Genomic DNA, 26,521 nt, shown 5'->3' with positions numbered 1-26,521 from the left:
GGCGCCCCACCCCATGGAGCGGGCCGCGACGAAGGAGCCCGCCGCCCTCCGGGGTGGCCGGGCTGCGGTGCGTACAGGGTCGACCGACAATGGGGTGGCGGGGTGCGTGTCCGGCCCGCCCACGACGCCTCGGCGGCGTCGGCCCGAGAGGAACGTGCTCATGCGCGCTGAGCCTTCGCCGGCCGCGTGGACCGGGGCCCTCATCGCGGTCGCCCTGGCCCTGTTCTGCATCCGGCTCGACTTCTTCGCCCTGAACCTGGCCGTCCCGGGGATCGCCGAGGAGTTCGGTGTAACCGCCTCGGCCGCCCAGTGGACGCTGTCCGCGTACATGCTCGCCATCGGCTGCTGTTTCATCGTGGGCGGCAGAGTGGGCGACGTCTTCGGACGCGGGCGCTCCCGGCTTGCCGGGACGGCGCTGTTCGCGGCCGGGTCGGCCGGCTGCACGCTCGCGCCGGAGCTGTGGCCGCTGCTGGGGGCACGGATCGTGCAGGGCATCGGTGCGGGCTTCGTTTTCCCGGTGTCGGTGTCCGTGATCACCAACGTCTTCCCGGACACGACTCGGGTGCGTGCGCTGGGGGCGGCCTTCGGGATCGCCAACGTGGGGACCGCCCTCGGACCCTTCGTCGGCGGCGGATTCACCGAAGGGCCCGGCTGGCGCTGGATCTTCTGGCTGCTTGCCCCCTTGAGTGTGCTGGCGCTGACCGTGGCGTACGTGTGCGTCCCCGACTCCCGAGGCCCCTCGGCTCCCCGCCAGATCGATCTGGCGGGCTGTCTGACCCTCGTGTGCACCTCGGCGGCGCTCACCCTGGCCGTGGAGCGGGGCAGCGCCTGGGGCTGGGACCATGCCCGCACGCTCACTCTGCCGGCCATCGCGGTGGTGGCGGGCGGGCTGTTCGTGCTGCGGGAGCGCAAGGCCCGGCATCCGCTCATCGATGCCCGGCTCTTCCGCAACATCCCCTATGTCCTGGTGACGGGCACGGGCTCCGTCACCAACATGGGCTACGCCGTCACCGTCTTCGTCTCGACGCTGTATCTGCAGCAGGTGCGGGGGGTGTCACCGCTTCAGGCGGGTGTGGTGTTCCTGGCGCCCGCCGTGCTCGTGGCCCTGAGCGGGCCGCTCGGCGCCAGGCTGTCCGCGCACCTGCGGCCGACGGTGGTGATGGCACTCGCCGGGACCATCGCCGGTACGGGCATGATCATGCTCAGTCACGCGGCGGCCTCGTGGCTGTACGTTGTGGTGTTCGCCTGGTGCGGGCTCGGCCTGGGGCTGGGCTGGACCTTTGCCGGCGTCGCCACACAACAGGTGGTGGCACCCGAACGGGCCGGCGAGGCGTCGGGCGTCCTGCTGACGTTCTTGGTCACGGTGGGCGGCGTCGCGCTGGCGGCGGCCGCGGTCGCGATCACGGCGATGACGCCGGAACGAACGCCGGAGGCGACGTACGACGCGATCCTGCGCTCGGGCGGGGCAGTGATCCTGGCGGCTTCCGTCGTCGTCACGGCCGTACGACACCGGCTCGTGGTCCTGGGCCAGGTCCCGCCGCTCGGCTCGCGCGCGACTCACGACGGGGGCCCACCGTGAAGGGCGGGGCCGAGCGGGCCGAGATCCTGCACCGCTCGGTGCGGGTGACACTGGCGGCGTCCGCGGGGTTCTACACCTTCCTGTACGGGCTTGGCGAGCCCGTGCTGGCGCTGTACGCGCTGTTCTCGCCCATCGCTCTGGGGCTCCTGTCCTCGCTCCCGGGATCCGGGCGGCAACGGGCCGCGATGATGCTGAAGGTGCTGCCGGTGGGCCTGGTGCTGGTGGCACTGGGGACCGTGCTGGCGGTGCAGACCTGGGCGGCAGTGCTCGGGATGCTCGTCGTCGGCTTCCTCCTGGCCTTCGCGGCCATCGCGGGGCCTCGGCCGGCCGGGGCGGCGCCGGGACTCCAGCTCTTCTACATCCTGGCCTGCTTCCCGCCCTACGCACCGCAGACCCTGGGGGCGCGGCTGGCCGGGCTCACCGTGGGCGTGGTGCTGCTGGCGCTGTGCGAGCTGTTTCTCCTGCCGCAGCCCGCGGGCGAGACGTACCGATGGAGCCTCGCACAGGCCGTGGCGACCGCGGGCGACACCCTCGCCGGCCGCACCAGCCTCTCGCCCGAGGCCCTGCGCGCCGCGGGCGCGCAGCTACGGCTGTCCAAGATCCCACCCGCGGAACGCCCCGCGGGCCCTGGCCGTGCGACCCGCGGTCTCTCCCAGGCGGGTTCCGGGGCCCGCCGGCTGCTCGAGCAACTGGCCCATCTGACCGAGACGGAGCAACTGCGCGACCTCCTCCGCAACGGCGGCCGGGCCGACATACGGGACGGCTGCCGGGCGGACATAAGGGGTGGCGCCGCTACCGACCCGGCATCCCAGTGGCTGCTGCCGCAGGTGACGTCCCTGTGCGACGACAGTGCCGCGGCCCTGCGGGCGGGACGAGCCGCCACGGGCCCGCAGCACATGGATGAGGCGATCGGCGCCTTCCAGGAAATGCGCGTGCGGGAGGCGGCGGAGCCGGCCGGCGAGGTACCGGCGTCGGTGACAGTGCTGCGCCGGCAAGCCGCGCTGCTGGCCGTCGCCGAATCGGTGCGCATCCTGGAGATCTCCGTACGGGTCGGCCTCGATGGGCGACGCACCCCGCCGATCGAGCCACGCGAACTGTTCTGGTACACGGAGGCGAGCACGTCCCAGCTGTGGCTGCGCCGGATCGTCGGCAACATGACGCTCCACTCGGTGCAGTTCCACAACGCCGTCCGGATCGCACTGGCCCTCGGCGCGGCACGGCTGGTCGCCGGTTCGCTCGACCTCACCCACGGGTTCTGGGTGTTGCTGGCGGTGCTCACGCTGTGCAGGACCACCGTCGGGGAGACCTGGGCGGCCATTCGCGAGGCGGTGGCCGGCAATCTCGTGGGCGCCGTCGCGGCGGGCGCCCTGCTCATCGGCGTAGGACAGCACACCGACGCCTACGCCGCGATCCTCGCACCGGGCATGCTGGTTGCCTTCGCGCTCGGGCCGCTGCTCGGCATCGCCTGGGCGCAGGGGCTGTTCACGCTCGTGGTGGCCACCGCGTTCGCCCAGATCGCGCCGGCCACCTGGCGGCTGGCCGAGGCGCGGATCGTGGATGTGGTGACCGGCAGCGCCATCGGTCTGCTGTGCGCGATGCTCGCCTGGCCTACCGGTGCCCGCCGGGAGGTGCGCAGAACCATGGCGGGGCTGCTGCGCGAGTGCGGGCCGCTGATAAAGGGCACCGCCGCAGTGCTGACGGCGGTGCCACCGGGCTCGGCACCTGCCCCGCCGACGTTCCCCGCTCTGCACCGGCTGCGCCTGGCCGAGTCCGCCTATGACCAGTTCCGCAGTGAACCGGCCGCCGGCGCAGCCGTGAGCGCCGACTGGCACGGCCTGCTCATCGCGGTCCACCACGTCCTGCTCGGGGCCCAGTGGCTGCCCCGCTTCGACATGCCCGCGAGTGCCCCGCCTCCGGACGCCGCGGAACGTGCCCGGGCCGATGCCCGGGCGGTGGCCGGAACCACCGATCGGCTGGCCGCCCTGTGCACCGGGGAGCGGCCGCCGCCGGACGGAACGCGGCCAGAACCCTCGCGGCCGCCGACACCGCCGCTGCCGGCGCTGATCGACCTCGAGATGTGGCTGATGAGCCTGACCGCCCAGCTCTCCCGCATCGAGGCCGGCCTGCCCGGCGCGCGCGATCGCGCGGCAACCGGGGCGACGGGCGGCGGCACCGCCCGCTCTGTGACCGGTCCCGGCGGGCACTAGGTGTTCTGCCCACGGAGGTTGGTGACAGGGTTCACGGCTGATTGATCTTGAAATGGGTGAGGGCCTTCTGGCCTGGTGTGGATTGCGACATCTGCACCGGCGACCAGAAAGGCCCTCGTGCCTCACCGTAATGCACCCCTGACCGAGACCGGACGGCTGCGTCTGGCCCGTTGTGTGGTCGAGGACGACTGGCCCCTGCGCAGGGCCGCCGAACGCTTCCAGGTCTCCGTGACCACGGCCAAGCGGTGGGCCAACCACCCGCCAGCCGCGTCCCCGACCTCACGGGTCAGTACAACTAGGGCGCGCACCGTGTCCCGCGGAAGCCTTCGTGCCGGGCTGCGACCCCCGTCCCCACTCCGGGGGTGGGCGTGGTGGCTGCCGCTGATCGCCGTGGCCGTCGACCTGCTCGCCGAAGTGATCGTCAGGGGCCGCGAACCGGTGAGCTTCATGCTCATCGCCGTACCGCCGCTCGCGGCCGCGACGCGCGGCCCGCGGGGCACCGCGCTGTCGGCCGTGGTGTGCCTGGGCCTGCAGATGTGGATGGCCGCCCGCCGTCCCGGCCACTTCGACGAGCAGCACCATGCTGCCGTCTACGCCGCCACCCTCCTCATCGGTATCGCCAGCGTCGCGCTGGCCTGGCAGCGGGAGCGGACCCGGCAACACCTGATCCGGGCCAACTCGGTCGCGGAAGCCATGCAGCGGACCCTGCTGCGGCCCGTGCCGTGCAGGCTCGGCCCCGTCCATGCCGCCGGGTTCTACGAGGCGGGGGAGGGCGGAACGCTCGTCGGCGGGGATCTGCACCGCCACCCGGCGGCTGGAGGAACTGGAGCGCACGCAGGTCGCCGAACCGCCGCGCCCGCTGCGTTTCGCGGCCGGTGACCTGGCCGCGCGGGCGGAGGAGAGCCCGTGGCCCCTGGTGTCCCTGCGGGACGTACGCGTGCCGGGCCGGCTCGCGCTGGACGGCCTGGAGGTGTCGGCCACCGATCGGCTGCTGGTCACGGGCGGCAACGGGACGGGTAAGTCGACGCTGCTCGCCGGGCGTCTTCCAGCCGAGGGCGACGTGCACCGGCGGCGCAGGCTGACGGTGGGGTTGCTCACTCAGGACACCGTGTTCGAGGGATACGACCGCACGGTCCGGGACACCTATGAGCTGTCGCTGGGCCCGGAGCGGACCGAGAGGGTGCCGCCGAGCTGGGGGACCTGGACAAACCGGTCGGACAGCTGTCCGTGGGGCAGCGTCGGCGGCTGGCGCCGGCACTACTGGTGGCCCACCCGCCGAGGCTCCTCCTGCTCGATGAACCCACCAACCACCTCTCCCCGCGGCTGTGCGACGAACTGGAGCCCGCACTGGGTGCGGGCCCCGGCGCGATCGTCGTGGCCAGCCACGATCGCCGGCTGCGCCGACGGTGGCAGGGCCGCGAACTTCGTCTGGAACCGGGACACGGCCGACGAGAGGAGGCGGCGCCGGCCCGCTGCGGGTCCTGACCCCTGCTCGTACACGGTCCTGACCTGCGCGGACCGCGCGGGGTGCCGTACGATCTCGACCGCGCTGCCGCGGGGCACCGCCTGAAACGGTGACGCTTCTTGCGCCCCACAAGAGTCACCTGTCAAGATGGTGATGTGAATCTTGACCATGTATTCGTATGCGCGCACCCGGCCCTCGACTTCGCGGCCACTCTACGGGCCCGGCGCTCGACCCGGTTCGAGATGTTCGTGACGCCGGAGCGGCTGAATGCCTGGTACCTGGAGTCCGGGCTGGTGGACACAATCACTCCAGGCGAGGAGGACGACGTCCGGGAAGCGACGACCGTACGCGAGGCCATCTACCGGCTCGTCACCGACCGCCGGCTCGGTGACGAGCTCGACCGTGAGGCGCTCGCCGTGCTCAACGCCACCGCGCGCAAGACCCCCGTGACACCGCAGCTCACCCTGACGGGCCGACACACCGAGGCGACGCCCGAGCAGGCGCTGGCGACCGTCGCCCGGCAGGCCGTCGAACTGCTCAGCGGCCCGGACGTCCCCCTGATGAAGGAGTGCGGCAACCCCGAGTGCACCCGAGTCTACATCGACCGCTCCCGGGGCATGCGGCGCCAGTGGTGCGGCATGGAGTCCTGCGGCAACAAGATCAAGGCCGCCGCCTACCGCGCACGCAAGAAGGCCGCGCCGGCCGTGACCACGCGCTGACCTCACACTCTCCTCGCAGGCAGGCCGTGGTCGACGCCGACCACCTCTGAGATCCGCACCCGCCGCCGCCCCGGCGCCCCCTGTCGGTCACGCCCAGGAGGGGTCCTCCCCGGCCGCGCTGGTGTTCAGGCCTCGCTTCGCCTGGGCAGGCGCCAGTTCGGGCGCGGGAAATGGCAGGTGTAGCCGTCCGGGTAGCGCTGGAGGTAGTCCTGGTGCTCCGGCTCGGCCTCCCAGAACGGGCCGGCCGGCACCACCTCGGTCACCACCGGTCCCGGCCACAGCCCGGACGCCTCGACGTCGGCGATGGTGTCCTGTGCGATACGGCGCTGCTCGTCGTCGAGGTAGAAGATGGCGGAGCGGTAGCTGAGGCCGATGTCGTTGCCCTGCCGGTTCCTCGTGGTCGGGTCGTGGATCTGGAAGAAGCACTCCAGGATCGTGCGGTAGTCGGTGACCGCGGGATCGAAGGTGATCTCGATCGACTCCGCGTGTTTTCCGTGGTCGCGATAGGTGGCATCGGGCTTGTCGTCGTCGCCGCTGTAGCCCACCCGGGTGCGCACCACCCCGGGCAGCGCCCGGATCAGGTCCTCCATACCCCAGAAGCAGCCACCCGCCAGCAGCGCCTTCTCCTCGGTGTCGCTCATGGCACCTCACCTTCCTGTTCGCGTCTGCGCGCGCAAGCTCCAGGCTCGCACGTCGGCCGGAAACCCCGCACCGTTCGCCACCACCTTGACAGGTGACGTTCCGCATGAGCGTCGGCACGGCATGGCGCTCGAAGAGCCGGTCGGACTCCTCCGCTCCGACGGTGTTCGCGAAGGCGTGGTGGAACTGCTCCGGAGACAGGGACACCAACTGTTCGGCGTCCTCGGCCCCGCCATGGGTCCATAACCGGGCCGGGGAGGCGGGCAGCGGGATGTCGTTGATCGGGGCGGGTGCGATGGCCAACGCGGCCCGGCCCATGTTGGCGCCGATGAGATGCTGCGCAATGAGGCCCCCGACCGAGTGGCCGACGATCACCGGCGCGACATCAAACGAACGTACGATCTCTGTGTAGTGGTCCGTCAGCACGTCCAGGCCGATGCCCGCGAGCGTCTCGGAGGACTCGAGCATCCCCCAGGCCGCTGCCGCCTCCCCCGGCCATCCGGGCGTGAAGGCGAGGAACCCCAGGCTGGCGAAGCGCTCCGCCCACGACTCCCAGGAAAGCGCGTTCAGCCATGCGCCATGGATGAAGACGACGGGAGTGTGGTTCACGGCTGGCTCCTCCGAGCATGACGATCACCCGGCACTGGCACGCGGGCGACAGTTTCAGGATCGTTCAGGCGCAGGCCAGGGGCGGCAGTCGAATGACTTGATGTCGACGGCCTCCGGCGCCCTCAGAGCCCGAGCGTCCCGATCCACCGTCGAAGTGGGGTGATGTTGGACGGTCAAGTTACCCGTGTACGACGCTCCCGCGGGGACGAGAGTAGGTCGGGCCGGATTCCGCCACAGAGAAGGACCCGTCCGGCACGGGCGGCAACCAACCAGGTGCACAGGCCCGCCGCTGGTCGCCGCCACGGCCGTCCTGAGCTGATCCTCGACATCGAGCGCGTGCTGGACGTCTCCGCCCGGCAGACCCTCAGGGCGAAGTTCCGTTTCGCCCCGGAGGTTCCCTTGATCGTGTGCGTGGAGTTCGTCATCGAGGACGGCCCGCGTGTCCTGTGGCGGATCGGCCGCGGCCTGCTTCAGCAGAGGCGGTACTCGGTGAGTGGCCTCGGTGACGTCCGGCTGTGGCCGTCACACGCGGAGGACCGGGCCACGCAGCGCAAGCACCGTCCTCCCGCACCGGCCCGCCCGACTCGACCCCGCGCCGGGTCGGCGCTCTCCGGTCGCCACCGAGCCGTCAAAGGCCGACGCCGGCGCCAGGGCTGCGAAAAGAGCCTGCCCACCGTACCTGACGACACGTCAATAAGGTCGGCACAGGTCAGCAAAAGCTCTGCCACAGCCGCTCGCAGGCAGCCACACCGTGGAATCGCCGACTGCACAGACCCGATCCGACAACCTGCCCAGCCGCCTTCAGGCGAACGGTCGAAGAGCAGGAGGCGCCACCTGGCCGCCACCCGCCCAGGAGACACCGAAGCTCAGGCATACTCGCAGGTCAACGCACCCTTCCGCGCGGCTTCAGTGGCACCGGCGGGAGTTCGGGAGCGGGCAGCGGCGCACCGTCGTAGCCCACCACCTCGCCGAACCGCGAGCCGGTCATCCAGTCCGAACGGGCCTGCTCGATGTCCTCCTGGGTGCGGCCGATGAAGTTCCACCACATGATCAGCTCCTCCTCGAAGGGCTCGCCGCCCAGGAGCACGAGGGCCGCGTCCGACTCGGCGCGCAGGGGGAGTTCGGTGCGGCCGCAGCCGAGGTAGAGCATCGAGCCGGGAAGCACCGGTACGCCGTCGACATGGGCCTCGCCGGACATGGACAGGACGGCGTACTCGAAGTCCGGCTCCAGCGGCAGTCGTACGTCACTGCCGCTCGCCAGGGCCAGGTCGGCGCCGACGATCGGGGTGTACGTCGTACCGGGCGAGGTGGTGCCGTCGACGGTGCCCAGAATGAGCGTGCCCTTGAGGCCGGGAGCCGTGACGACGGGCAGTTCGGCGTGGTGCTCGAAGTGCGGGTCGGTGTGGCGGTGGCCGTCCGGGAGGGCGACCCACAGCTGCGCGCCATGCAGGAAGCGGGCGTGCGACTTGGGGCTCTCCTCGGAGTGGCTGATGGCCGGGCCCGAGGTCATGAGGCCCAGCTCGCGCGGACGGATCGCCTGGAGGCTGCCCGTGGAGTCGCGGTGCAGCACCTCGCCCTCGTGCAGCCAGCTGACGGTCTGCAGGCCCATGTGCGGGTGCGGCGGGACCTGCATCCCGGGCTCGTCGGCGATGTCGTCGGGCCCGTAGTGATCGACGAAGCACCAGGCGCCGACCATGCGACGGCCCAGGTTGGGCAGCAGACGGCGGACTTCGGTGGACTCGCCGAGCTTGACCCGGCGGGGGCTGAGGAGTTCGCGCACCGGCTCGGCCACCACGAACCCGCGGCCACCGCAGAGGGCGGGGACCGCCTCGCGATCAAGATTGCTCATGGCGCCAAACCTAACCCTGTCGGGGACCTTCCGTCAGGCCATCGACCCGCCCATTGAGGGGCACTTGACTCAGAACCGTCGCGGTCCTACGACCTCGGTCCCGGACGCCTACGCCGTTGGGCGGACCAGCCTTCGAAATAGTAGCCATGGATATAGTAGCCATGTACTGTTTCTTGCATGAGTTCGGTGACCTCGGTATCCGAGAACGCGACGCCCGGCTTCCTCGTCTGGCGCCTGTCGATGAAATGGCGCGTGGCCGTGGACCGCGCCCTCGCCCCGCTGGGCCTGACGCACGCGCAGTACTCGCTGGTGGCGTCGCTGTACGGCATGCACAGGGACGGTCACCGCCCCAGCCAGCGCCGGCTGGCCGACCACACCGGACTCGAAGCGCTCTACGTGTCGAAGCTGGCCCGCGCCCTGGAGGCGGCCGACATCGTCGACCGCGCCCAGGATCCCGCGGACCCCCGGGCGGTCCAGTTGGCCCTCACGGCGGAGGGGCGCGAGATCGCCCGCCGTGCGATCCGGGTGGTCCAGGGCCTCCTGGACCAGCTTCTCGAGCCCCTCGGCGGGCTCGACGGCGAGCGCACCAAGGCGTTCAGTCACGAACTGGCCACCTTGCTCGACGTACCACTCGATCCACCGTCAGAGAAGACGCATTCCACGAGCGAGCACTCCGAGAAGGAGCAGTCATGACCACCACCACTCCCCTCGTCAACGGCCAGGTCATAGGCCTGGCCCACTATGCGAGCCGTGCCGCCCTGGAGGCCGTGCTGGCCCGCACCGGGACCACCTTCAACCAGTCGGTGGCCCTCAGGGCCGTCTCGGACAACGGCGGGACGGTCGAGCGCGACTGGCTCGTCGGCCGGCTGACCGGTGCGCTGAAGATCGAGGAGGCGACGGCCCGGGAGACCGTCGACGAGATGACGGCCCTGGAGCAGTTGGCGGAGCCGACGCCCGGGCAGGTGTCGCTCACGGACAGCGGCCGCGAGCTGTTCGAGGCGATCCGCGCCGGCGGCAACGAGATCGCGGCACGGCTGTACGCGGGCATTCCCGCCGAGGATCTGGCGACCGCGGGTCGGGTGCTGACCCTCATCACGGAGCGGGCCGACGCGGAGCCGGCCGGGGCATAGCCGACCCGAGGTCGTGGAATATTCAACCAACGCATCCGGTTGTGGCCCGTCGAAGGAGGTCAGCAGTGGAAACGACGTACTACGACCACGGAACGGCCGCGGAGCGCTGGGAGCGGGCGCGGATGTTCTTCGACGCCAAGGACTACGCCGCCGCGGCGCGGATTCTGGGCGGGCTGGTCGAGGAGGTGCCGGAGCAGGTCGGACCCCGGCTGCTGCTGGCGCGCTCCTACTACCACTCGGCTCAACTGCGCCGCGCCGAGGCGGAGTTGCGCGTGCTCTTGGAGCTCGACCCGGTCGAGCACTACGCCCGGTTGATGCTGGGGCGCACGCTGCAGCGCCAGGGGCGGCACGACGAGGCGGAGTCGCACATCCGCATCGCCTCGGCGCTCGCGGGCGACTTCGCGCAGGTGTGATCCCACCGTTCGTCGCGCACGTGTGATCCCACCGTCCTCCGCGCAGGTGTGATTCCACCCTTGAGGACCCCTTCGGGGGTGGGCCGGTCACTTCGGTGACCGGCCCTTCGCGGGTGCCTTCGTCGACGGCAGTCAGCAGCCGGGTGGCCGTCCGCGGGTCCAGATGCAGTTCGGCGAGGCGCGCGATGGGCCAGGCGCTGAGCGGCTGGACCAGTGGCAGGAAGACGAGGGCTCCCATGAGACGTCAGTCTTCCGTACCGCCTGCCGTCCCGTCGGCCCCACCCGGCACGCGACCCTCACCGGTCGCTTCGCCCGCGTCCGTTCCTCCGTCGTACGCGCCGCTTCGAGCAGCGCACGCAACACCTGTTCGTCGCCCGGCGGCAGCGCGGTGACGAAGCCGGCGAGGACGGCCTCGCGGTCGCGTTCGCCGTCGAGCAGCCGCCGCATCTTGAGCGCGGCCAGGCCCGCGACGTCGGCGGTGGGCGTCCAGATGAAGGAACGTCCCTGCCGTTCGGGGGCCACCGCGTCCTTCGCGAGCAGCCGGGTCAGGATGGTGACGACGGTGGTGTACGCGGGGTCGCCGCCCAGGCGCTCCTGCACCCAGGCGGCGGTCACCGGGGCGTCCGCCTCGCGCAGTGCCCCGAGTACCTGGACCTCCAACTCGCCCTGCCCGCGGCGCCGGCAGCGGCGGTGCGACTCCTCGCGGTCGCGGTGCGCCATGTCCGTCTCCCTCCGGCGTTCGCGTGTCTGATCACGCTGCTCGGCCGCCGTGGGTGCGCTTCCCCTTCCGGTACGCGATCTCGCCGAGGAGCACGTCCACGGCGATGAACACCGCCAGCGGGATGCCGAGCAGCGGGACGAAGTAGCAGAGGACCGCGACGGCCGCCATCGCCGGGACGAGGATCTGCGGCGGGACCTGCTGCCAGGCGCCGCGCGGGATGGGCCGCCCGAACGCGGAGGCGCGGCCCCGCTGCCACCACATGCGGTAGCCCCACACGATGAGCAGGATCAGCGAGAGAGCGAGGGCCATCAGGGCAATCTGGTTGACCAGGCCGAAGAGGGTGCCGGTGTGGGCGTCGATGCCCCAGCGGGTCAGCTTGGCGAGCAGCGGGTAGTCGGCGAAGCGGAGTTCGTCGGTGACCTTGCCGGTCGCCGGGTCCACGGCCACCGAGTCCTGCTTCTTGGGCCAGCTGCGCTGGATCTGCTTGGCGACGTACGCGGAGTCGGCGTCGGCGGGCGGGACGATCTCGACGGGGTCGCCGAGGCCCTTGGCGCGGGCGGCCGCGAGGATCTTGTCGATGTCGCGGGCGATGTCCGGTGCCTCGGCCTCAGCGGTTCCCGCGCCGGTGTGGCCCGCGTGCTCACCGCCCGTCGCCGCCGACACCGAGGGTGTCGCCTGGCCGAGCGAGGTCCTGAGGGTGTCGATGTTCGCGCCGGCATACGTCGACCACGTCAGACCGGTCGCCGAGAGGAAGACGAACCCCGCGGCCGCCCAGACGCCGACCGTGCCGTGCAGTCCCAGGGTGCGGCGGCGTCCGCTGGTGCCGCGCACCTTGCGCTGGGAGCGCCGGCGGCCGCACCACAGCACGAGGCCGCCGCCCGCGATCACCCACAGCCAGCTCGCGGCGAGTTCGCTGTAGAGCCGGCCGTTCTCGCCCAGCTGCAGATTGGCGTGGAGCCCGTCGATCCAGGTGCGCAGCGGCAGCGCGCCGGTGGAGCCGTACTGTTCGAGGGCTCCGCGCACCTTCCCGGTGTACGGGTCGACGAAGACCGCGAGGGTGTGGTCGGCGCCGACGCCGGGGACGCCGGAGAGCAGCACGCGCGTGGTCGCGTCGGCCTCCGGTGCAGGGCGTACGGCCGAGACCGTGCCCTCGGGGTGGGCCTTGCGGGCGGCGGCCACCTGCCGGGACAGCGTCAGTTCGTGGTCGCCGACGGGGACGGTCAGCTCATGGGAGTACACGATCTTCTCGGCCTGGAACGAGGCGGCGTACAGGAAGCCGGTCGCGGCGGCGACCAGCAGGAACGGGGCGACGAGCAGTCCGGCGTAGAAGTGCAGGCGCAGGACCAGGGGGCGCAGCGGAGACCAGGCTCTTCGGGACAGTGCGGGGGTGACGGACTGCGGGGACTCGTCCGTCGTGGTCGAGGGAGCGGTGGACATGCGGCGGGTTCTCCGGTCGGGCAGGGGACGGAAACGGGCCGTGGGCCAAGGAGTTGGGCTCCTTTCGCCGGTGGCGGTCCAGTAGTCGGGGCACCGCGGCGCCCAGTTCCCGGGCAGATACGTGGTGTGCGTCACATGCGGGAAGATGCGAGACTCGCCTGGCTCCGCCTCGCTCAGCGCGGTACGTGTTGGCATCCTGGCGCGATGGCATCCGAACGTGACCCCAGCCCCTCACGCCCCCTGAGCGACCGGGTCGAGGAACTCCTCGCCCGCGAAGGCCCGTTGCCGATCGTCGCCGCCGGTGACCCGGTGCTGCGCCGACCGGCCGAGCCCTTCGACGGCCAGCTGGACCCGGGGCTGCTGACCCGCTTCGTCGCCGCCCTGCGCGCGACGATGCACGCGGCACCGGGCGTCGGCCTCGCGGCGCCGCAGGTCGGCGTACCGCTGCGGCTCGCCGTCATCGAGGACCCGGCTCCGGTCTCCGAGGAGGTACGGCTGACACGCGGGCGGGTGCCGCAGCCGTTCCGGGTGCTGGTCAATCCGTCGTACGAGGGTGTCGGCGCGGGTCGGTCCGCGTTCTTCGAGGGCTGCCTGAGCGTTCCGGGCTGGCAGGCGGTGGTGGCCCGGCACTCCGAGGTGCGGCTGAGGGCGCTGGACGAGCACGGCCTCGCGGTCGACGAGGTGTTCACCGGCTGGCCCGCGCGCATCGTCCAGCACGAGACGGACCACCTGGACGGCATGCTCTACCTCGACCGCGCGGAGTTGCGCTCACTGTCCTCGAACCAGGCGATGGCCGAGCACTGGAACCAGCCGACGCCTCAGCGGGCGGCCGAGGCACTGGGGTTCGAGCTGCCCGGATGAACCGGCGGACGCCGAAGCCCGGGCATGAGGTGAAGTCCGACGGAGGCCGAGGGCGCGCACGGGCGGAAAAATCCGTCGCGCCCGAGCGAGCCCCTCGCTAGCCTGCCCCCATGTCTACGCCCCGCATCTCTTAGTTCAAGGACCCGCTTCCACGCCATCCGTGTGTCCTTTTGCTGATTGATTCCCCGGAGCGTATTCCCATGATCACCGTTCGCGGTGTCGACGTGCGCGTGGGCGCCCGTCTGCTGCTGTCCGGCATCTCCTTCCACGTCTCCCCCGGCGACCGCATCGGCCTGGTCGGCCGCAACGGCGCCGGCAAGACCACCCTCCTGAACACTCTGGCGGGGCGGACGCGCCCCGCCGCCGGCTCCGTCTCCCGTACGGGGGCGCTCGGTTATCTGCCCCAGGACCCCCGCGCGGCCGACCCGACCGTCACGGTCACCGACCGGATCCTGTCGGCGCGGGGCCTGGACGAGGCCGTACGCGCGCTGCGTGCCGCCGAGGCCTCGATGGCCGACGGATCCGAACGGGCGATGAACGCCTATGTGCGTGCGGAGGCCGAGTTCCAGTCGCGTGGCGGGTACGCGGCCGAGGCGGAGGCATCCCGGGTCGCCGCGGGCCTCGGGCTGCCGACACGGGTCATGCAGCAGCCGGTCGGCGCCCTGTCCGGTGGTCAGCGCCGCCGTGTCGAGCTGGCCCGCATCCTGTTCGCGGACCACGGCATCCTGCTGCTGGACGAGCCGACGAACCATCTGGACGCCGACTCGATCGCCTGGCTGCGCGGCTTCTTGACGAACCATCAGGCGGGACTCGTGCTCATCAGTCACGACACCGCGCTGTTGGCCGACGTCGTCAACCGTGTCTTCCACCTCGACCCGCGGCGGGCCACGCTCGACGTCCACAACACGGGCTGGCAGGCCTACCTCGCTCAGCGGGATGCCGACGAGCGCCGCCACTCCCGGGAGCGGGCCCATGCCGAGCGCAAGGCGGCGGCGCTGCACGCCCGGGCGGACAAGATGCGCGCCCATGTGTCGACGGCCGTGGCGGCCAAGAACATGGTGCGCCGCGCCGAGCGCATGCTCGCCGAGCTCGAACCGGTCCGGCAGACGGAGAAGGTGGCCAGAATCCGGCTGCCCGAGCCCGCCCCCTGCGGACGCATGCCGCTCGGCGCGGTGAGCCTGACCAAGTCGTACGGGGATCTCCGCGTCCTGAGCGGAGTGGACCTGGCCGTCGACCGGGGCAGCCGGCTGGTGATCCTCGGCCTGAACGGCTCGGGCAAGACCACGCTGCTGCGGCTTTTGGCCGGCCATCACGCCCCGGACAGCGGGCGTGTGGTGCACGGTCATGGGCTGCGCCTCGGCTACTTCGCGCAGGAGCACGACACGCTGGACCCCGCCGACACCGTCCGCGGCCAACTGTCGGCGGCGGCGCCGCATCTCACCGACGGCGAGGTGCGGCGGGTGCTCGGCTCGTTCCTGTTCACCGGCGACGACGCCGACAAGCGCGTCGGCGTCCTGTCCGGGGGTGAGAAGTCTCGCCTCGCCCTGGCGGGTCTGGTGCACTCGGGCGCGAACGTGCTGCTCCTCGACGAGCCCACCAACAACCTCGACCCGGTCTCCCGGGCCGAGGTGCTGGCCGCGGTGGGCACCTACCCGGGCGCGATCGTCATGGTCACCCACGACGAGGGCGCCATCGAGGCCCTGCGTCCGGACCGAGTGCTGCTCCTCCCGGATGCCGACGAGGATCTGTGGAACGAGGGGTATCTGGAGCTGGTGTCGCCGGCGTGACGCCGAGGGTGCCGCCGGGACCGGCGGCACCCGGCGGGTCGGCTATGCGTCCCGGTACGCCTCCAGCAGCCGCAGCCACACCTCGCTCACCGTCGGGTAGGACGGGACGGCGTGCCACAGGCGGCTGATCGGCACCTCGCCCGCGACCGCGATGGACGCCGAGTGGATCAGCTCGCCCACGCCGGGGCCGACGAGGGTGAGGCCGAGAATGATCTCGCGGTCGATGTCGACGACCATGCGGGCCTTGCCGCGGTAGCCGTGCGCGTACAGGCCCGCGCCCGCCACCGAGGACATGTCCACGTCCACGGCCCGGACACGGTGGCCGGCCTGCTGCGCCTCGGCGAGCGAGAGGCCCACGGCCGCGGCCTCCGGGTCGGTGAAGACGACCTGCGGGACGGCCGCGTGGTCGGCGGTCGCGGCGTGCGCGCCCCAGGGATCGGTCTCCAGGAGGGGTACTCCCGCGGCGCGGGTGGCGATGGCGGCGCCCGCGATCCTGGCCTGGTACTTGCCCTGGTGGGTGAGGAGCGCGCGGTGGTTGACGTCGCCGACCGCGTACAGCCACTCGCTGCCGATGACCCGGAGGCTGTCGTCGACGTCGAGCCACGAACCCGGCTCGAGGCCGATCGTGTCGAGGCCGATGTCGTCGGTGTGCGGCACGCGGCCGGTGGCGAAGAGGATCTCGTCGGCCTCGATTCGGTCGCCTGTGTTCGTCAGGGCCACCACGGTCGAGCCCTCGCGGGTCACCGCCGTCACCGAGGTGCCGGTGCGGACATCCGCGCCCGCCTCCTTCAGGCCCTCGGCGACCAGTTCCCCGGCGAAGGGTTCCATGCGAGGCAGCAGCCCCTTGCCGCGGACGAGGACCGTGACCTGGGAGCCGAAGGCCTGCCAGGCCGTGGCCATCTCGGTGGCGACCACACCACCACCCACCACGATCAGCCGCCCGGGCGCGGCGGGCGCGCTGGTGGCCTCGCGGCTGGTCCAGGGCTTGACCTGAGCGAGCCCCGGCAGGCCGGGGAGCTGGGCGCGGGTGCCGGTGCACACGACGACGGCATGCCGGGCGGTCAGCCGGTGCCGCTCGCCGTCCGGTCCCTCGACGGTCACCGTGCGGGGCCCGGCGAGCCGCCCGTGTCCGCGGTACAGGACGGCTCCGATGCCGTCCAGCCAGCCGACCTGGCCGTCGTCCTTCCAGTGGGAGGTGTAGTAGTCGCGGTGGGCGAGCACCGCGGGGACGTCGAGAGGGCCCTGCACGGCCTGGCTGAGGCCGGGCACGCGGCGGGCGTCGGCGCGGGCGATGACCGGGCGCAGCAGGGCCTTGCTGGGCATACAGGCCCAGTACGAGCACTCGCCGCCGACCAGCTCGCTCTCCACGACCGCGGTGGAGAGGCCGGCCGCGCGGGCGCGGTCGGCCACGTTCTCCCCCACGGGCCCGGCACCGAGCACCACGACGTCGTAGGCGATGGATTCCGTTTCCGTCATGGGGCCAGTCTGGTTGCTGGTGTGCGCCGTGGCCACACGGGTACGTGCGCGGAATACGCCCCCGGTAGGCGGCGTTGTGCAGACCGGCATGACCCGGACCCGAGGAAGAGGGAAACACACATGAGCAGCACCGTGGAGCTCACCAAGGAGAACTTCGACCAGACGGTCACGGACAACGAGTTCGTCCTGATCGACTTCTGGGCATCTTGGTGCGGGCCGTGCCGTCAGTTCGCCCCCGTCTATGAGAAGGCGGCGACGGCCAACCCCGACCTGGTGTTCGCCAAGGTCGACACGGAGGCTCAGCCGGAGCTGGCCGCGGCCTTCGACATCCAGTCGATCCCGACGCTGATGATCGTCCGCGACCAGGTCGCCGTCTTCGCCCAGCCCGGAGCGCTGCCCGAGGCCGCCCTGCACGACGTCATCGGGCAGGCCCGGAAGCTGGACATGGACGAGGTCCGCAAGTCGATCGCGGAGCAGCAGGCTCAGCAGACCGGCGAGTAGGACCCGCTCCGCGGATCAGAACGGGTACGCCGCCACATCCCCGCGCACCGTCGTCCAGCGCACGTCGGTGAAGGCCTCCAGGTTGGCCTCACCGCCGAAGCGGGCGCCGGTGCCGGAGGAGGCGATCCCGCCGAAGGGCGCGACGGCCTCGTCGTTGACGGTCTGGTCGTTGATGTGCGCGATGCCGGTGGGGATGCGCTCGGCGAGGTCGAGGCCGCGGGCGGTGTCCCGGGTCACGATGCCCAGCGAGAGGCCGTAGGGTCCCGCCGCGGCGAGGGCCGCGGCCTCGTCGAGGGCGCTGAACGAACGGACCGGCGCGACCGGCCCGAAGACCTCCTCCGTGTACGCGGGAGTCGTGTCGTCGACGCCCGCGATGACCGTCGGGCGGTAGAAGAGCTTCTCGTGCGTGCCGCCCGCGGCCAACTTGGCCCCGTGTGCCGTGCTGGACTCCACCAGCCCATGGATCTTGGTGAGTTGGGCGCTGTCGATGATCGGCCCGAGGTGCACCTGCTCGCGGTACGGGTCTCCGACGGCGAGGGAGTCGGCCTTGGCGGCGAGCCTCTCGACGTACTCCTCGTAGAGGGAGGCGTGCACGAGGTGGCGCCCCGTCGTCATGCAGATCTGCCCCTGGTGGAAGAAGGAGCCCCAGGCCGCCGTGGAGATCACCGCGTCGAGGTCGGCGTCCTCCAGGACGATCAGGGCGGAGTTTCCGCCCAACTCCAGGTGTGCGCGCTTGAGATGACGGCCCGCCGCCTCGCCGACCGCCCGGCCGGCGGCAGTCGATCCGGTGAAGGAGATCACCGGCACCAGCGGGTCGGCGACGAGTGCCTGGCCGGCCTCGGGGCCGCCGGGCAGGATGTGCAGCAGCCCCTCGGGAAGACCCGCCTCGGCGAAGACGGCGGCGAGCGCGAGGCCGCCGCACACCGCGGTGCGCGGGTCCGGCTTCAGCACGACGCCGTTGCCGAGGGCAAGCGCCGGGGCCACCGAGCGGATCGAGAGAATCAGCGGGGCGTTGAAGGGGGCGATCACGCCGACGACGCCCACCGGGACGCGCCGTGTGTACGACAGGCGCGGCGCCTCGGACGGCAGGACCTGGCCTGTCGGACGTGAGGCGAGCGCGGCCGCCTCGTAGCACTCCTGGGCGGCGACATGCAGTTCGAAGTCGGCCTTGCCCGGGATGGAGCCGGACTCGCGCACGATCCAGTCGCGCAGTTCGTCGGCGTGCGCGGCGAAGAGGTCCCCCGCCTTGCGCAGGACGGCGGCGCGGACGAAGTGCGGGGCCCTGGCCCACTCGGCCTGGGCGGCGCGGGCGTCCCGCGCGGCCGTCGCGACGTCCTCGGCCGCGGCGAGCGTGACGGCGCCGAGCGACTCGCCGGTGGCGGGCTCGGTGACGACGTACTCGCCACCCGAGAGGGTGCGGGACTGCCAGGTCTTGGGGTCGAGCAGCGGCATGACGGCTCTCCGATCGATCACTGATCACCAGCGGGACTCGGCACGGTCATGGGCTTCGGCGAGCTCACACACTCGTCGAGTTCACAACGCGAGCGGAAGTCCTGTGTAGTTCGCGGCAAGCTCGGCTGCCGCGTGACGGGATGCCGTGATCCGGCGCAGCCGTGCGAGCTGCATCCGGCGGTCGAAGACATCCCCATCTGGTTGAGCGTGCAACATCCTAGTCATGTCGTACGAGAAACGCGTGGCCTGCCACACCCGCTCCAGACACAACTCCGAGTACTGGTCCAGAAGTTGCGTCGATCCCGTGCGATGGAACTCGGCGAAGCAGCGGGCCAGGACCCGTACGTCGGACACGGCGAGGTTGAGGCCCTTGGCGCCCGTCGGCGGCACTATGTGCGCGGCGTCCCCGGCCAGGAACAGCCTGCCGTGACACATCGGCTCGTGGACGCAACTGCGCATCGGTGTCACGGACTTGGACGTGATCGGGCCGCGCTCCAGCCGCCAGTCGCCGTCGATCGCGAAGCGCGCGCGGAGTTCGTCCCAGATGCGCTCGTCGGGCCAGTCCTCGACGTCGGTGCCGTTCGGGACCTGCAGGTACAGCCGGGAGACCGACGGTGAGCGCATGCTGTGCAGCGCGAAGCCGCCCGAGCCGCGGGCGTAGATCAACTCCTCGCAGGAGGGCGGCACATCGGCCAGGATTCCGAGCCATGAGTAGGGGTAGTCGTGGGCGTACGTGCGGCTCACTTCGGCCGGGAAGGCGCTCTGCGCGATGCCGTGGGAGCCGTCGCAGCCGACCACGTAGTCGCAGCTCAGCGTCTGCTCGCGGCCCTCGTGCACAAATCGCACGACGGGTGCCTCGCTCTCCGGCTTCTCGACGGCGAGCGCCTCGGCCCCGAACAACAGCGGCGGCCCCTCGGCGAGCTGGAGGGCGATCAGGTCCTTCACGATCTCCGTCTGTGCGTAGACCGTGACGGTGCGGCCGCCGGTGAGCACGGGGAAGTCGATGCGGTGGCGCTCGCGCTCGAAGCGCAGCTCGATGCCGTGGTGGATCAGGCCCTCTGCGTCCAGGCGCTCGGCGGCGCCGCACTCGCGCAGCGCGTTCACCGTGCCCTGCTCCAGCATTCCGGCGCGCTGGCGCTGCTCGACGTAGGCCTGGGCCCTGCTCTCCAGGACGACGCAGTCGATTCCCGTCCGATGCAGCAGCCGGGCCAGCAGCAGCCCGGCCGGGCCGCCGCCGACGATGCCGACCGTGGTCCGCATGACGCGCCTCCCGCTTCCGGTCCGGCCGGGGACCAGTTACAGCCTCTCTCAGCTCGAGTCGCGATGCACGATCCGCGCGCCCAGCACCTCGTGCGTCTCGGGCGTCGCGCCGGGTTCCCGTACCGCGCGGTCGACCAGCTCGGCCAGGTCACGTCCGGACGGCAGCTCGATGTGGACGGTGCTCAGCCGGGGCCGCAGCAGCCGGCCGAGCATCAGGTCGTCCGCGCCGATGACGGCCGTCTCGTCCGGGATGCCGATGCCCTCGTCCTGCAGGGCGCACATCAGCAGCATCGCGTACTCGTCGTTGTACGCGAACACGGCGTCGAGGCCGAGGGAGCGCCAGCGGGCCGCGAGACGGGCGGCGGCCACCTCCTCGTAGGCCAGCGGCAGCTCGGTCACGGACGCGTCCGTGCCGTGCAGGGCGCGGCGTACGCCTTCGAGACGGGGCTGGGAGAAGATCTCCAGGCCCGCTTCCTCCGGTACCACGACACCGATGCGGCGGCGGCCGCGGGCCACCAGGTGGGCGCCCGCGCAGTGGCCGACCCGGTCGTGGTCCATGAGCAGCGCGTGCGCACCCTCGACGCACTCGGGGCCCAGCGTGACGACGGCCCGGGCACCGGAGCGCTTGAGGACGGCCACGCCCTGCGGGCCGAGCCCGCTGCCGGGCACCAGGACGGCGACCGGGCGCAGCTCCGCCCAGACGCGGGCCGCCTCGTCGCCGTGCAGGCCGACGCTGCCGTACTGCACGACGGTGTAGTCCAGACGGCTGAGGGCCCACTGGAGCTCGTTGAAGAACTGGCTGTACAGAGGGCCCACGGGCACGGACGGCGCCGGCATCAGGACCATGCGGCTGTGCCCGGCGCGCAGGCTGCGGGCGGCGGCGTGCGGGACGTACCCGAGCTCCTTGGCGGCCTCGTGGACGCGGCGGCGGGTGGGTTCGCTGATCCGGACGGCGCTGGTGTTGTTCAGGACGTACGAGACGGTCGCGCGCGAGACGCCCGCGAGGCGGGCCACATCGGCACTCGTCGGCACGGGTCGTTGTGCGGGCGACGGCGGGGCGGGCTGCTTCGGTATCTGCACCATGACGTATCGCATCCTTGCAGAAGCACGGCGCGCCGCTTTGCGCCGGGGGACCTTCGGGGCCCCAGGACGGCGGAACTCCCGCTTCCACAAGGGAACTTACGCTTCCCGTACCGCAGGGGCCTCCCGGAGGTTACCGTTCGGTAGACGACGTGCTTCGGAGGTGTCCCGGATGGCTCCCGACCGTGCCACAGGCCTGGCGGAGTGTGCTCGCGCCCTCGCCGACGGTGAGGTGACCGCGCGCGAGGTGGTCGAGCGGGCGCTGGCCCGGATCGAGGCGACTCAGCCCACCGTGAACGCCTTCCGGGTGGTGCGCGCCGAGGCGGCGCTCGCCGAGGCCGACGCGGCGGACAAGGAACTGGCGGCCGGGGTGCGACGGCCGCTGCTCGGGGTCCCGGTGGCGGTGAAGGACGACATGGACGTGGCGGGCGAGCCGACCGCGTTCGGCTGCCGGGGCGACTTCCCGCCCCGGGCCGAGGACGGGGAGGCCGTACGCCGACTGAGGGCCGCCGGAGCCGTCGTCATCGGCAAGACCAACACCTGTGAGCTCGGCCAGTGGCCCTTCACCGAGGGGCCCGCCTTCGGCGCCACCCGCAATCCCTGGCACCACGACCACACCCCGGGCGGGTCGTCCGGGGGCTCCGCGGCGGCGGTCGCGGCAGGGCTCGTCCCGGCGGCGCTGGGTTCGGACGGCGCGGGCTCGGTGCGCATTCCGGCCTCCTGGACGCACCTGATCGGGATCAAGCCCCAGCGCGGCCGGATCTCGACCTGGCCGCACCCGGAGTCCTTCCAGGGCATCACGGTCAACGGAACGCTCGCCCGCACGGTCGCCGACGCGGCCCTGCTGCTGGACGCGGCGAGCGGCAACCACGACGGCGATCTGCACCGCCCGGCCGCGCTGCGCGTGTCCGACGCGGTGGGCCGCGACCCGGGCCGGCTGCGGATCGCGCTGTCGCTGAAACCGCCGTTCACCGCCCTGCCCGCCCGGCTCGACCCCGCCGTACGGGCGAAAGTCCTCGCGCTCGCGGAGCGGCTCGCGGCGCTCGGGCACGAGGTGGAGGAGGCGGAGCCGCGGTACGGGCAGATCGGGCTCACCTTCATCCCGCGCGCGACCGTCGGCCTCGCCGAGCGGGTGCGTGACGTGCCGTTCCCGGATCTTCTCGACCGGCGCACCCGCGACGCCGCCCGCCTCGGCCGACTGCTCGGCGGCGCGCCCCTGCGGGCGGCCCGCCGGGCGGAGGCCACGCTGCACCGCCGGATCGGCGCGCTCTTCGACACCTACGACGTGCTGCTGGCGCCGACGACCGCCGCTCCCCCGCCGCGGATCGGCTCGATGGTGAACCTCGGCGGCCTCGGCACCGACCGGGCCATGATCGCCGCATGCCCGTACGCCTGGCCGTGGAACATCCTGGGGTGGCCCGGTGTGAACGTCCCCGCGGGCTTCGTGGATGTGGATGGGGTCACCTCCCTGGTCGAGCGAGGCCCGGACCATGGGGGAGGGCTGCCCGTCGGCGCCCAACTGCTCGGACCGGCGAACAGCGAGCAGCTTCTGGTGTCGCTGGCGGCCCAGTTGGAGGCGGACCTGCGCTGGCACGAACAGTGGCCGCCGCACCAGGCTCCGGCGAACTCTCCGGCGGCATGAGCGAGTTCCAGCCCTGCGACGGGCAACAGCGTGCGTCCTGCCCGCATCCTCAGTAGCGGACGGCGCTCTGCAGCAACGGTGGATACACGGGCATCCCGCTGAAGGTGCGGGGCGTGGTCATCTTCAAGGTGGGCGACGACTTCGTGTCGATCGCCAACGCAGGGCGTCGTTTCCTCGACCAGCAGAAGATGATGTCGGAGCGGGTGCACAACGTGTTCGCCGGTCATCTGCGGTCCATCGTCGGCGGGTTGACCGTCGAGGACATGATCCGCGACCGCGAGAAGCTGACCGGCCAGACCCGGGCCGCGTGCGGTACGGAGATGGAGAAGCTCGGTCTGATCGTCGACTCGCTGCAGATCCACGAGATCGAGGACCCGACCGGGTACATCAAGAACCTCGCGATGCCGCACGCAGCCGCCGTCCAGCGGGACGCGCGCATCGCACAGGCCGAGGCGAATCGTCTCGCCACCGAGGCCGAGCAGCAGGCCGCGGCCCGGATGTCGGAGGCCACCCGGGACAGCGAGATCCTGCAGGCCGGTTACCAGGCCGAGCGTGACAAGGCGGCCGCCAAGGCCCAGCAGGCCGGACCGCTCGCCTTCGCCGCCGCCCAGCAGGACGTCGTCGTACAGGAGACGCGCGTCGCCGAACTCGAGGCGCACCGCCGTGAGCAGCAGCTCCAGGCGGACGTCCGCAAGCCCGCGGACGCGAAGGCTTACGAGATCCGCGCGCGGGCCGAGGCCGAGCGCGATGCCCGGATCTCGGCCGCGCAGGCCAACGCACGGGAGACCGAGCTCGCGGCCGCGGCCGAGGCGACCAGGGTCACGACAGCCGCCAACGCCGAGGCCGAGGCGACCAAGGCCCGGGGTGCGGCCGCCGCGACGGCGACCCGCGCCACGGGTGAGGCCGAGGCCGCCGCCGCTCAGGCCAAGGGTCTGGCGGAGGCCGAGGCGACGCGTGCGCAGGGTCTGGCGAAGGCCGAGGCGACGCGTGCGCAGGGTCTGGCGGAGGCCGAGGCGACGCGTGCGCAGGGTCTGGCGGAGGCCGAGGCGACGCGTGCGCAGGGTCTGGCGGAGGCCGAGGCCATCAAGGCGCGGGCAGCCGCCCTCGCCGAGAACCAGGAGGCCGTGGTCGCCCAGCAACTCGCCGAGAACTGGCCGGAGATCGTCCAGGCGGGCGCGAGCGCGTTCGGCAACGTGGAGCACATGGTCCTGCTCAACGGCGCCGACGGCATGTCGGACATGTTCGCCAAGGCGCTCACCATGGGCGGCACGGGCCTCGGCCTGGCACGCCAGTTGCTCGCGTCGATGAACCAGAGCGGAGCGGCGGGCAACGGCACACAGGCCGGGCTCAACGGATTCGTGCCGCCGCGTACGGAGAAGGTGCCGGTGGAGACGGACGAGGTGTGAACAGCTGAGGCGTGACGCCTCGGGCGTACGGGAGTTGATCTCCGTACGCCCGAAGTCGCGTGTGTACGGCCCTGGTCGGCGAGCCGTCGGACACAGGCTCTAACGTGGCCCCCGTGACTGCCTTTACCGATGAAGACGTGCCCGGCCGCTACGGGCCCACCGCGACCACCGAGGCCGAGCCCCGCGAGGTGGGCCGGGTGCGGACCGAGTACTCCCCCGCGCATGACGGCGACCCCGATCCTGGTGAGATCGTCTGGACGTGGGTGCCCTTCGAAGAGAACGACGGGCGGGGCAAGGACCGTCCGGTGCTCGTCGTCGCCCGGGAGGCCGCCGGAACCTTCCTCGCCGTGCAGCTCTCCAGCAAGCGGCACGACGGCGACCGGGAGTGGGTGCCGATCGGCTCCGGTCCGTGGGACCGGTCCGGGCGCGACTCGTGGGTGGACGTGGATCGCGTGCTGCGACTGCACGAGGAGGGGATGCGGCGGGAGGCGTGTGCGCTGGATCGGATGCGGTTCAATCTGGTCGTGCACCGGTTGCGGGAGCGGTACGGGTGGAAGTGAGGGCCGCGTTTCCAGGACTGTGAAGACACCGCGAGTCCTTGGGGTCGGTCGCGTCCACGCGGCGGAGCCGCACCCGTCATCCGACGGAACGGTCAGCCGAGGACGAGCGGGAGTTTCGCGGCCGAGTCACCCAGTTCGGCCTTCTCCGCCTCGGCCGCGGATCCCGCGGTCCGGGTCGGCACCCGCGGCGAGGTGCTCACCGCGGGCGACTACCTCTTGGCGTACGTCCTGGAATGGACGGCTGACGACGCCGTCGCGGGGGTGTTCTCGATGTCGTTCTCGGCTCCGCACCTGTTCGGCCCGCGCCGCGACGTATTCGAGGCAGACCTGCGGCGGCCGGCCGCCACCAGGTCGCGATCCATCCAGTGGAAGGACTGGCCGAAGGTCGCGACGGTGAACGTGCCGAGATCTGCCGGCAGTTCCTCGGCCCGGGCCTGGACCCACTGCGCCTTCCCGGTGACAGCGCGCTCGGCGGCCCCACGCCGGGCTTCGGCGATCATCTCGCCGTCCGGGTCCACCCCGACGATCTCGCTGAACAAGTGCGCCAGGCTCAGGGCAAGGATGCCGGGTCCGCATCCCACGTCGATGAGGCGTCCTCGCCCGTCGAGCTTCAGAACATCTGCGAGCGCGTCCGCCAACCCGGGGGCGTATGGGAGCCTCCCGCGCCGGTAGTACGCGGCCGTGCCCGAGAACAACGTGTCGTCCCACTCCCAGTCGGTGGCCACGTCACCCGCCCTCCTCACAGAGATCGTGTGCCGATCCGGCGGCCCGATGATTCCACGGCTTGACCAGGGTCGAGGCACTCGGTCGCTCAGCCGCAGCCCGTGAAATCGCTCAGCCACAGCCCGAAAAGGTGTGCGTCAACAGGCCCTTGCCACAGATGTGAACGCTTGATCGAACGCCGTGCGGGTTGTCCCACCCGGCGTGCGGTCCAGGATCCCGAACACCACGTGCTCGAAGTACCCCTCGAAGCGGCCCTCGACCAGCAGGTTCTTGAACGCCTCGGCAACCTGCGCCGGGTCGTTCCGAAAGACCCCGCAACCCCACGCGCCGAGCACCAGCCGCCGGTAGCCATGGGCAGCGGCGGTCTCCAGGACCCGCTCCGCGCGACCCGCGAGGGCCCGAGGCAGTTCGGGCGCGCGCTCCGGGGCTGTGCGCAGGACCACGCCCGCGTTGGGTGCCGCGGCGGTCAGGAATCCGGCCGTGTACGGCTCGTCGAGGAGTCGGCCGCGGTCGTCGCGGAAGACGGGCACGGCGGGTGAGTGGATGACACGGTCCGTGTAGAACGGGTCGCGGTGGGCTCGGTGGTGGTCATAGAAGTCCCGGGCCCACAGGAGGCACGTGTAGAGCGCGGAGGCCCGGCACAGGGCCTCTTCCTGGGCCTGCGCGCCCTTCAGATAGCCACCGCCTGGATTGCGTGCCGAGGAGAAGTTCAGGACGGCGAAGGGGCCGCTCTCCACAGCGAGCCTTCGAGCGGCCTCCAGACTGCTCTCGCCGGTCACCTCGAACACGGTGTCGACCGGCGTGACCGACGGTGTCCCCACCGGCTCCGGTCCGTGCATCCGCGTTCCGGCCCGTGCGGCCTCGACCGCCGCGGCGACCGGCACCTCACGCCCGTCGGACGCGCGGTACGCCCCCGCCGTGACGACTTCCTCCGTCTGCTGCGCGATCGCGCGCAGGCGCGCACTCATGGCGTGACCCCCGTACACGCCATGAGCGCGCCCCGTG

19 protein-coding genes and 9 pseudogenes are annotated in these 26,521 nt (G+C 71.9%); 16 read left to right on the top strand and 12 right to left on the bottom strand.

What is annotated here, in order from left to right:
- The first annotated feature begins 160 nt into the window (after positions 1–160).
- From OG390_RS46235 to OG390_RS46215, 5 genes and pseudogenes are all read left to right on the top strand, one after another.
- The gene (locus OG390_RS46235; protein WP_406176445.1) at positions 161–1,579 is read left to right on the top strand and encodes an MFS transporter; all 1,419 of its coding nucleotides are present in this window, start codon (positions 161–163) and stop codon (positions 1,577–1,579) included.
- Positions 1,576–3,786 (top strand): FUSC family protein, encoded by a 2,211-nt coding sequence (locus OG390_RS46230; RefSeq protein WP_406176444.1) that lies wholly within the window; start codon positions 1,576–1,578, stop codon positions 3,784–3,786. The genes OG390_RS46235 and OG390_RS46230 overlap by 4 nt, the downstream gene beginning before the upstream one ends.
- 117 nt (positions 3,787–3,903) lie before the next feature.
- Positions 3,904–4,041: pseudogene (locus tag OG390_RS46225) on the top strand (IS481 family transposase); the annotation flags it as partial.
- 505 nt (positions 4,042–4,546) lie between these two features.
- Positions 4,547–5,271 (top strand): annotated as a pseudogene (locus OG390_RS46220) (ATP-binding cassette domain-containing protein); the annotation flags it as partial.
- 135 nt (positions 5,272–5,406) lie between these two features.
- On the top strand, positions 5,407–5,970 hold the full coding sequence (locus tag OG390_RS46215; RefSeq protein ID WP_406176442.1) for a CGNR zinc finger domain-containing protein: 564 nt from the start codon (positions 5,407–5,409) through the stop codon (positions 5,968–5,970).
- 125 nt (positions 5,971–6,095) lie between these two features.
- Here OG390_RS46215 and msrA read toward each other — a convergent pair whose 3' ends face one another.
- Both msrA and OG390_RS46205 read right to left on the bottom strand, forming a co-directional pair.
- Entirely contained in the window at positions 6,096–6,611 is a 516-nt protein-coding gene (gene msrA / locus OG390_RS46210) for a peptide-methionine (S)-S-oxide reductase MsrA (RefSeq protein WP_406176440.1), read from the bottom strand.
- A 136-nt stretch (positions 6,612–6,747) separates the two neighbouring features.
- A pseudogene (locus tag OG390_RS46205) lies at positions 6,748–7,218 on the bottom strand (esterase/lipase family protein); the annotation flags it as partial.
- A 162-nt stretch (positions 7,219–7,380) separates the two neighbouring features.
- On the opposite strand from OG390_RS46205, the pseudogene OG390_RS46200 reads away from it, so the two are divergent.
- Positions 7,381–7,746 (top strand): annotated as a pseudogene (locus tag OG390_RS46200) (SsgA family sporulation/cell division regulator); the annotation flags it as partial.
- A gap of 355 nt (positions 7,747–8,101) precedes the next feature.
- Here the strand turns inward: OG390_RS46200 and OG390_RS46195 are convergent.
- Positions 8,102–9,067: a pirin family protein gene (locus OG390_RS46195; RefSeq protein ID WP_406176438.1), complete on the bottom strand. Its 966-nt coding sequence runs from the start codon at positions 9,065–9,067 to the stop codon at positions 8,102–8,104.
- Between the two features lie 177 nt (positions 9,068–9,244).
- Between OG390_RS46195 and OG390_RS46190 the strand changes: the two genes are divergently transcribed.
- From OG390_RS46190 to OG390_RS46180, 3 genes are all read left to right on the top strand, one after another.
- Complete coding sequence (locus OG390_RS46190; RefSeq protein WP_406176437.1) at positions 9,245–9,760, top strand: MarR family winged helix-turn-helix transcriptional regulator; 516 nt, start codon at positions 9,245–9,247, stop codon at positions 9,758–9,760.
- A complete protein-coding gene (locus tag OG390_RS46185; RefSeq protein WP_406176435.1) occupies positions 9,757–10,197 on the top strand; it encodes a MarR family winged helix-turn-helix transcriptional regulator in 441 nt (146 codons plus the stop codon). Before OG390_RS46190 ends, OG390_RS46185 begins: the two co-directional genes overlap by 4 nt.
- 65 nt (positions 10,198–10,262) lie before the next feature.
- On the top strand, positions 10,263–10,610 hold the full coding sequence (locus OG390_RS46180) for a tetratricopeptide repeat protein (RefSeq protein WP_406176434.1): 348 nt from the start codon (positions 10,263–10,265) through the stop codon (positions 10,608–10,610).
- A 124-nt stretch (positions 10,611–10,734) separates the two neighbouring features.
- On the opposite strand, the pseudogene OG390_RS46175 reads toward OG390_RS46180, so the two are convergent.
- The 3 genes and pseudogenes from OG390_RS46175 to OG390_RS46165 all read right to left on the bottom strand — a co-directional run.
- Positions 10,735–10,848, bottom strand: a pseudogene (locus OG390_RS46175) (M56 family peptidase); the annotation flags it as partial.
- Positions 10,849–10,934: 86 nt separating this feature from the next.
- A pseudogene (locus OG390_RS46170) lies at positions 10,935–11,330 on the bottom strand (BlaI/MecI/CopY family transcriptional regulator); the annotation flags it as partial.
- Positions 11,331–11,361: 31 nt separating this feature from the next.
- Positions 11,362–12,768, bottom strand: coding sequence for a PepSY-associated TM helix domain-containing protein (locus OG390_RS46165; RefSeq protein WP_406176432.1), 1,407 nt, complete (start codon positions 12,766–12,768; stop codon positions 11,362–11,364).
- Positions 12,769–12,972: 204 nt separating this feature from the next.
- Here OG390_RS46165 and OG390_RS46160 point away from each other — a divergent pair, with 204 nt between their 5' ends.
- Both OG390_RS46160 and OG390_RS46155 read left to right on the top strand, forming a co-directional pair.
- Positions 12,973–13,629 (top strand): peptide deformylase, encoded by a 657-nt coding sequence (locus tag OG390_RS46160; RefSeq protein ID WP_406176430.1) that lies wholly within the window; start codon positions 12,973–12,975, stop codon positions 13,627–13,629.
- A 200-nt stretch (positions 13,630–13,829) separates the two neighbouring features.
- Positions 13,830–15,416 (top strand): ABC-F family ATP-binding cassette domain-containing protein, encoded by a 1,587-nt coding sequence (locus OG390_RS46155; RefSeq protein WP_406176428.1) that lies wholly within the window; start codon positions 13,830–13,832, stop codon positions 15,414–15,416.
- A 42-nt stretch (positions 15,417–15,458) separates the two neighbouring features.
- Here OG390_RS46155 and OG390_RS46150 read toward each other — a convergent pair whose 3' ends face one another.
- Entirely contained in the window at positions 15,459–16,892 is a 1,434-nt protein-coding gene (locus OG390_RS46150) for a dihydrolipoyl dehydrogenase family protein (protein ID WP_406176426.1), read from the bottom strand.
- Positions 16,893–17,012: 120 nt separating this feature from the next.
- On the opposite strand from OG390_RS46150, the gene trxA reads away from it, so the two are divergent.
- Complete coding sequence (gene trxA / locus OG390_RS46145; RefSeq protein ID WP_406176425.1) at positions 17,013–17,393, top strand: thioredoxin; 381 nt, start codon at positions 17,013–17,015, stop codon at positions 17,391–17,393.
- 15 nt (positions 17,394–17,408) lie between these two features.
- Here trxA and OG390_RS46140 read toward each other — a convergent pair whose 3' ends face one another.
- The 3 genes from OG390_RS46140 to OG390_RS46130 all read right to left on the bottom strand — a co-directional run bounded on the left by OG390_RS46140 (position 17,409) and on the right by OG390_RS46130 (position 21,188).
- Positions 17,409–18,845, bottom strand: coding sequence for an aldehyde dehydrogenase family protein (locus OG390_RS46140; protein WP_406176424.1), 1,437 nt, complete (start codon positions 18,843–18,845; stop codon positions 17,409–17,411).
- An 81-nt stretch (positions 18,846–18,926) separates the two neighbouring features.
- On the bottom strand, positions 18,927–20,105 hold the full coding sequence (locus OG390_RS46135; RefSeq protein ID WP_406176423.1) for a 4-hydroxybenzoate 3-monooxygenase: 1,179 nt from the start codon (positions 20,103–20,105) through the stop codon (positions 18,927–18,929).
- Between the two features lie 48 nt (positions 20,106–20,153).
- Positions 20,154–21,188 carry a LacI family DNA-binding transcriptional regulator gene (locus OG390_RS46130; protein ID WP_406176422.1) on the bottom strand — a complete coding sequence of 345 codons (1,035 nt, stop codon included), beginning with the start codon at positions 21,186–21,188 and terminating at the stop codon, positions 20,154–20,156.
- 160 nt (positions 21,189–21,348) lie between these two features.
- On the opposite strand from OG390_RS46130, the gene OG390_RS46125 reads away from it, so the two are divergent.
- The 4 genes and pseudogenes from OG390_RS46125 to OG390_RS46110 form a co-directional block, all read left to right on the top strand.
- Positions 21,349–22,827, top strand: coding sequence for an amidase (locus OG390_RS46125; RefSeq protein ID WP_406176420.1), 1,479 nt, complete (start codon positions 21,349–21,351; stop codon positions 22,825–22,827).
- Between the two features lie 89 nt (positions 22,828–22,916).
- A pseudogene (locus OG390_RS46120) lies at positions 22,917–24,233 on the top strand (SPFH domain-containing protein); the annotation flags it as partial.
- Between the two features lie 113 nt (positions 24,234–24,346).
- On the top strand, positions 24,347–24,793 hold the full coding sequence (locus OG390_RS46115) for a type II toxin-antitoxin system PemK/MazF family toxin (RefSeq protein ID WP_406176418.1): 447 nt from the start codon (positions 24,347–24,349) through the stop codon (positions 24,791–24,793).
- Between the two features lie 228 nt (positions 24,794–25,021).
- Positions 25,022–25,129, top strand: a pseudogene (locus OG390_RS46110) (SAM-dependent methyltransferase); the annotation flags it as partial.
- Positions 25,130–25,131: 2 nt separating this feature from the next.
- Here the strand turns inward: OG390_RS46110 and OG390_RS46105 are convergent.
- A pseudogene (locus OG390_RS46105) lies at positions 25,132–25,518 on the bottom strand (class I SAM-dependent methyltransferase); the annotation flags it as partial.
- A 135-nt stretch (positions 25,519–25,653) separates the two neighbouring features.
- Positions 25,654–26,484: a TIGR02452 family protein gene (locus OG390_RS46100; RefSeq protein ID WP_406176416.1), complete on the bottom strand. Its 831-nt coding sequence runs from the start codon at positions 26,482–26,484 to the stop codon at positions 25,654–25,656.
- Positions 26,485–26,521: the final 37 nt, after the last annotated feature.

It is taken from the genome of Streptomyces sp. NBC_00996 (genome assembly GCF_045162675.1).
GTDB lineage: Bacteria > Actinomycetota > Actinomycetes > Streptomycetales > Streptomycetaceae > Streptomyces.
Note: the sequence above shows the minus strand (reverse complement) of the source record. Positions and strands in the feature narration are given on the sequence as shown.

Excerpts from the sequence above, each read along its gene's own strand:
- OG390_RS46160 (WP_406176430.1), top strand. The coding sequence starts at position 12,973 with ATGGCATCCGAACGTGACCCCAGCCCCTCACGCCCCCTGAGCGACCGG.
- OG390_RS46100 (WP_406176416.1), bottom strand. The coding sequence starts at position 26,484 with ATGAGTGCGCGCCTGCGCGCGATCGCGCAGCAGACGGAGGAAGTCGTC.
- OG390_RS46195 (WP_406176438.1), bottom strand. The coding sequence starts at position 9,067 with ATGAGCAATCTTGATCGCGAGGCGGTCCCCGCCCTCTGCGGTGGCCGC.
- OG390_RS46140 (WP_406176424.1), bottom strand. The coding sequence starts at position 18,845 with ATGCCGCTGCTCGACCCCAAGACCTGGCAGTCCCGCACCCTCTCGGGT.
- OG390_RS46155 (WP_406176428.1), top strand. The coding sequence starts at position 13,830 with ATGATCACCGTTCGCGGTGTCGACGTGCGCGTGGGCGCCCGTCTGCTG.
- OG390_RS46130 (WP_406176422.1), bottom strand. The coding sequence starts at position 21,188 with ATGGTGCAGATACCGAAGCAGCCCGCCCCGCCGTCGCCCGCACAACGA.
- OG390_RS46235 (WP_406176445.1), top strand. The coding sequence starts at position 161 with ATGCGCGCTGAGCCTTCGCCGGCCGCGTGGACCGGGGCCCTCATCGCG.
- trxA (WP_406176425.1), top strand. The coding sequence starts at position 17,013 with ATGAGCAGCACCGTGGAGCTCACCAAGGAGAACTTCGACCAGACGGTC.
- OG390_RS46150 (WP_406176426.1), bottom strand. The coding sequence starts at position 16,892 with ATGACGGAAACGGAATCCATCGCCTACGACGTCGTGGTGCTCGGTGCC.
- msrA (WP_406176440.1), bottom strand. The coding sequence starts at position 6,611 with ATGAGCGACACCGAGGAGAAGGCGCTGCTGGCGGGTGGCTGCTTCTGG.
- OG390_RS46185 (WP_406176435.1), top strand. The coding sequence starts at position 9,757 with ATGACCACCACCACTCCCCTCGTCAACGGCCAGGTCATAGGCCTGGCC.
- OG390_RS46135 (WP_406176423.1), bottom strand. The coding sequence starts at position 20,105 with ATGCGGACCACGGTCGGCATCGTCGGCGGCGGCCCGGCCGGGCTGCTG.
- OG390_RS46190 (WP_406176437.1), top strand. The coding sequence starts at position 9,245 with ATGAGTTCGGTGACCTCGGTATCCGAGAACGCGACGCCCGGCTTCCTC.
- OG390_RS46165 (WP_406176432.1), bottom strand. The coding sequence starts at position 12,768 with ATGTCCACCGCTCCCTCGACCACGACGGACGAGTCCCCGCAGTCCGTC.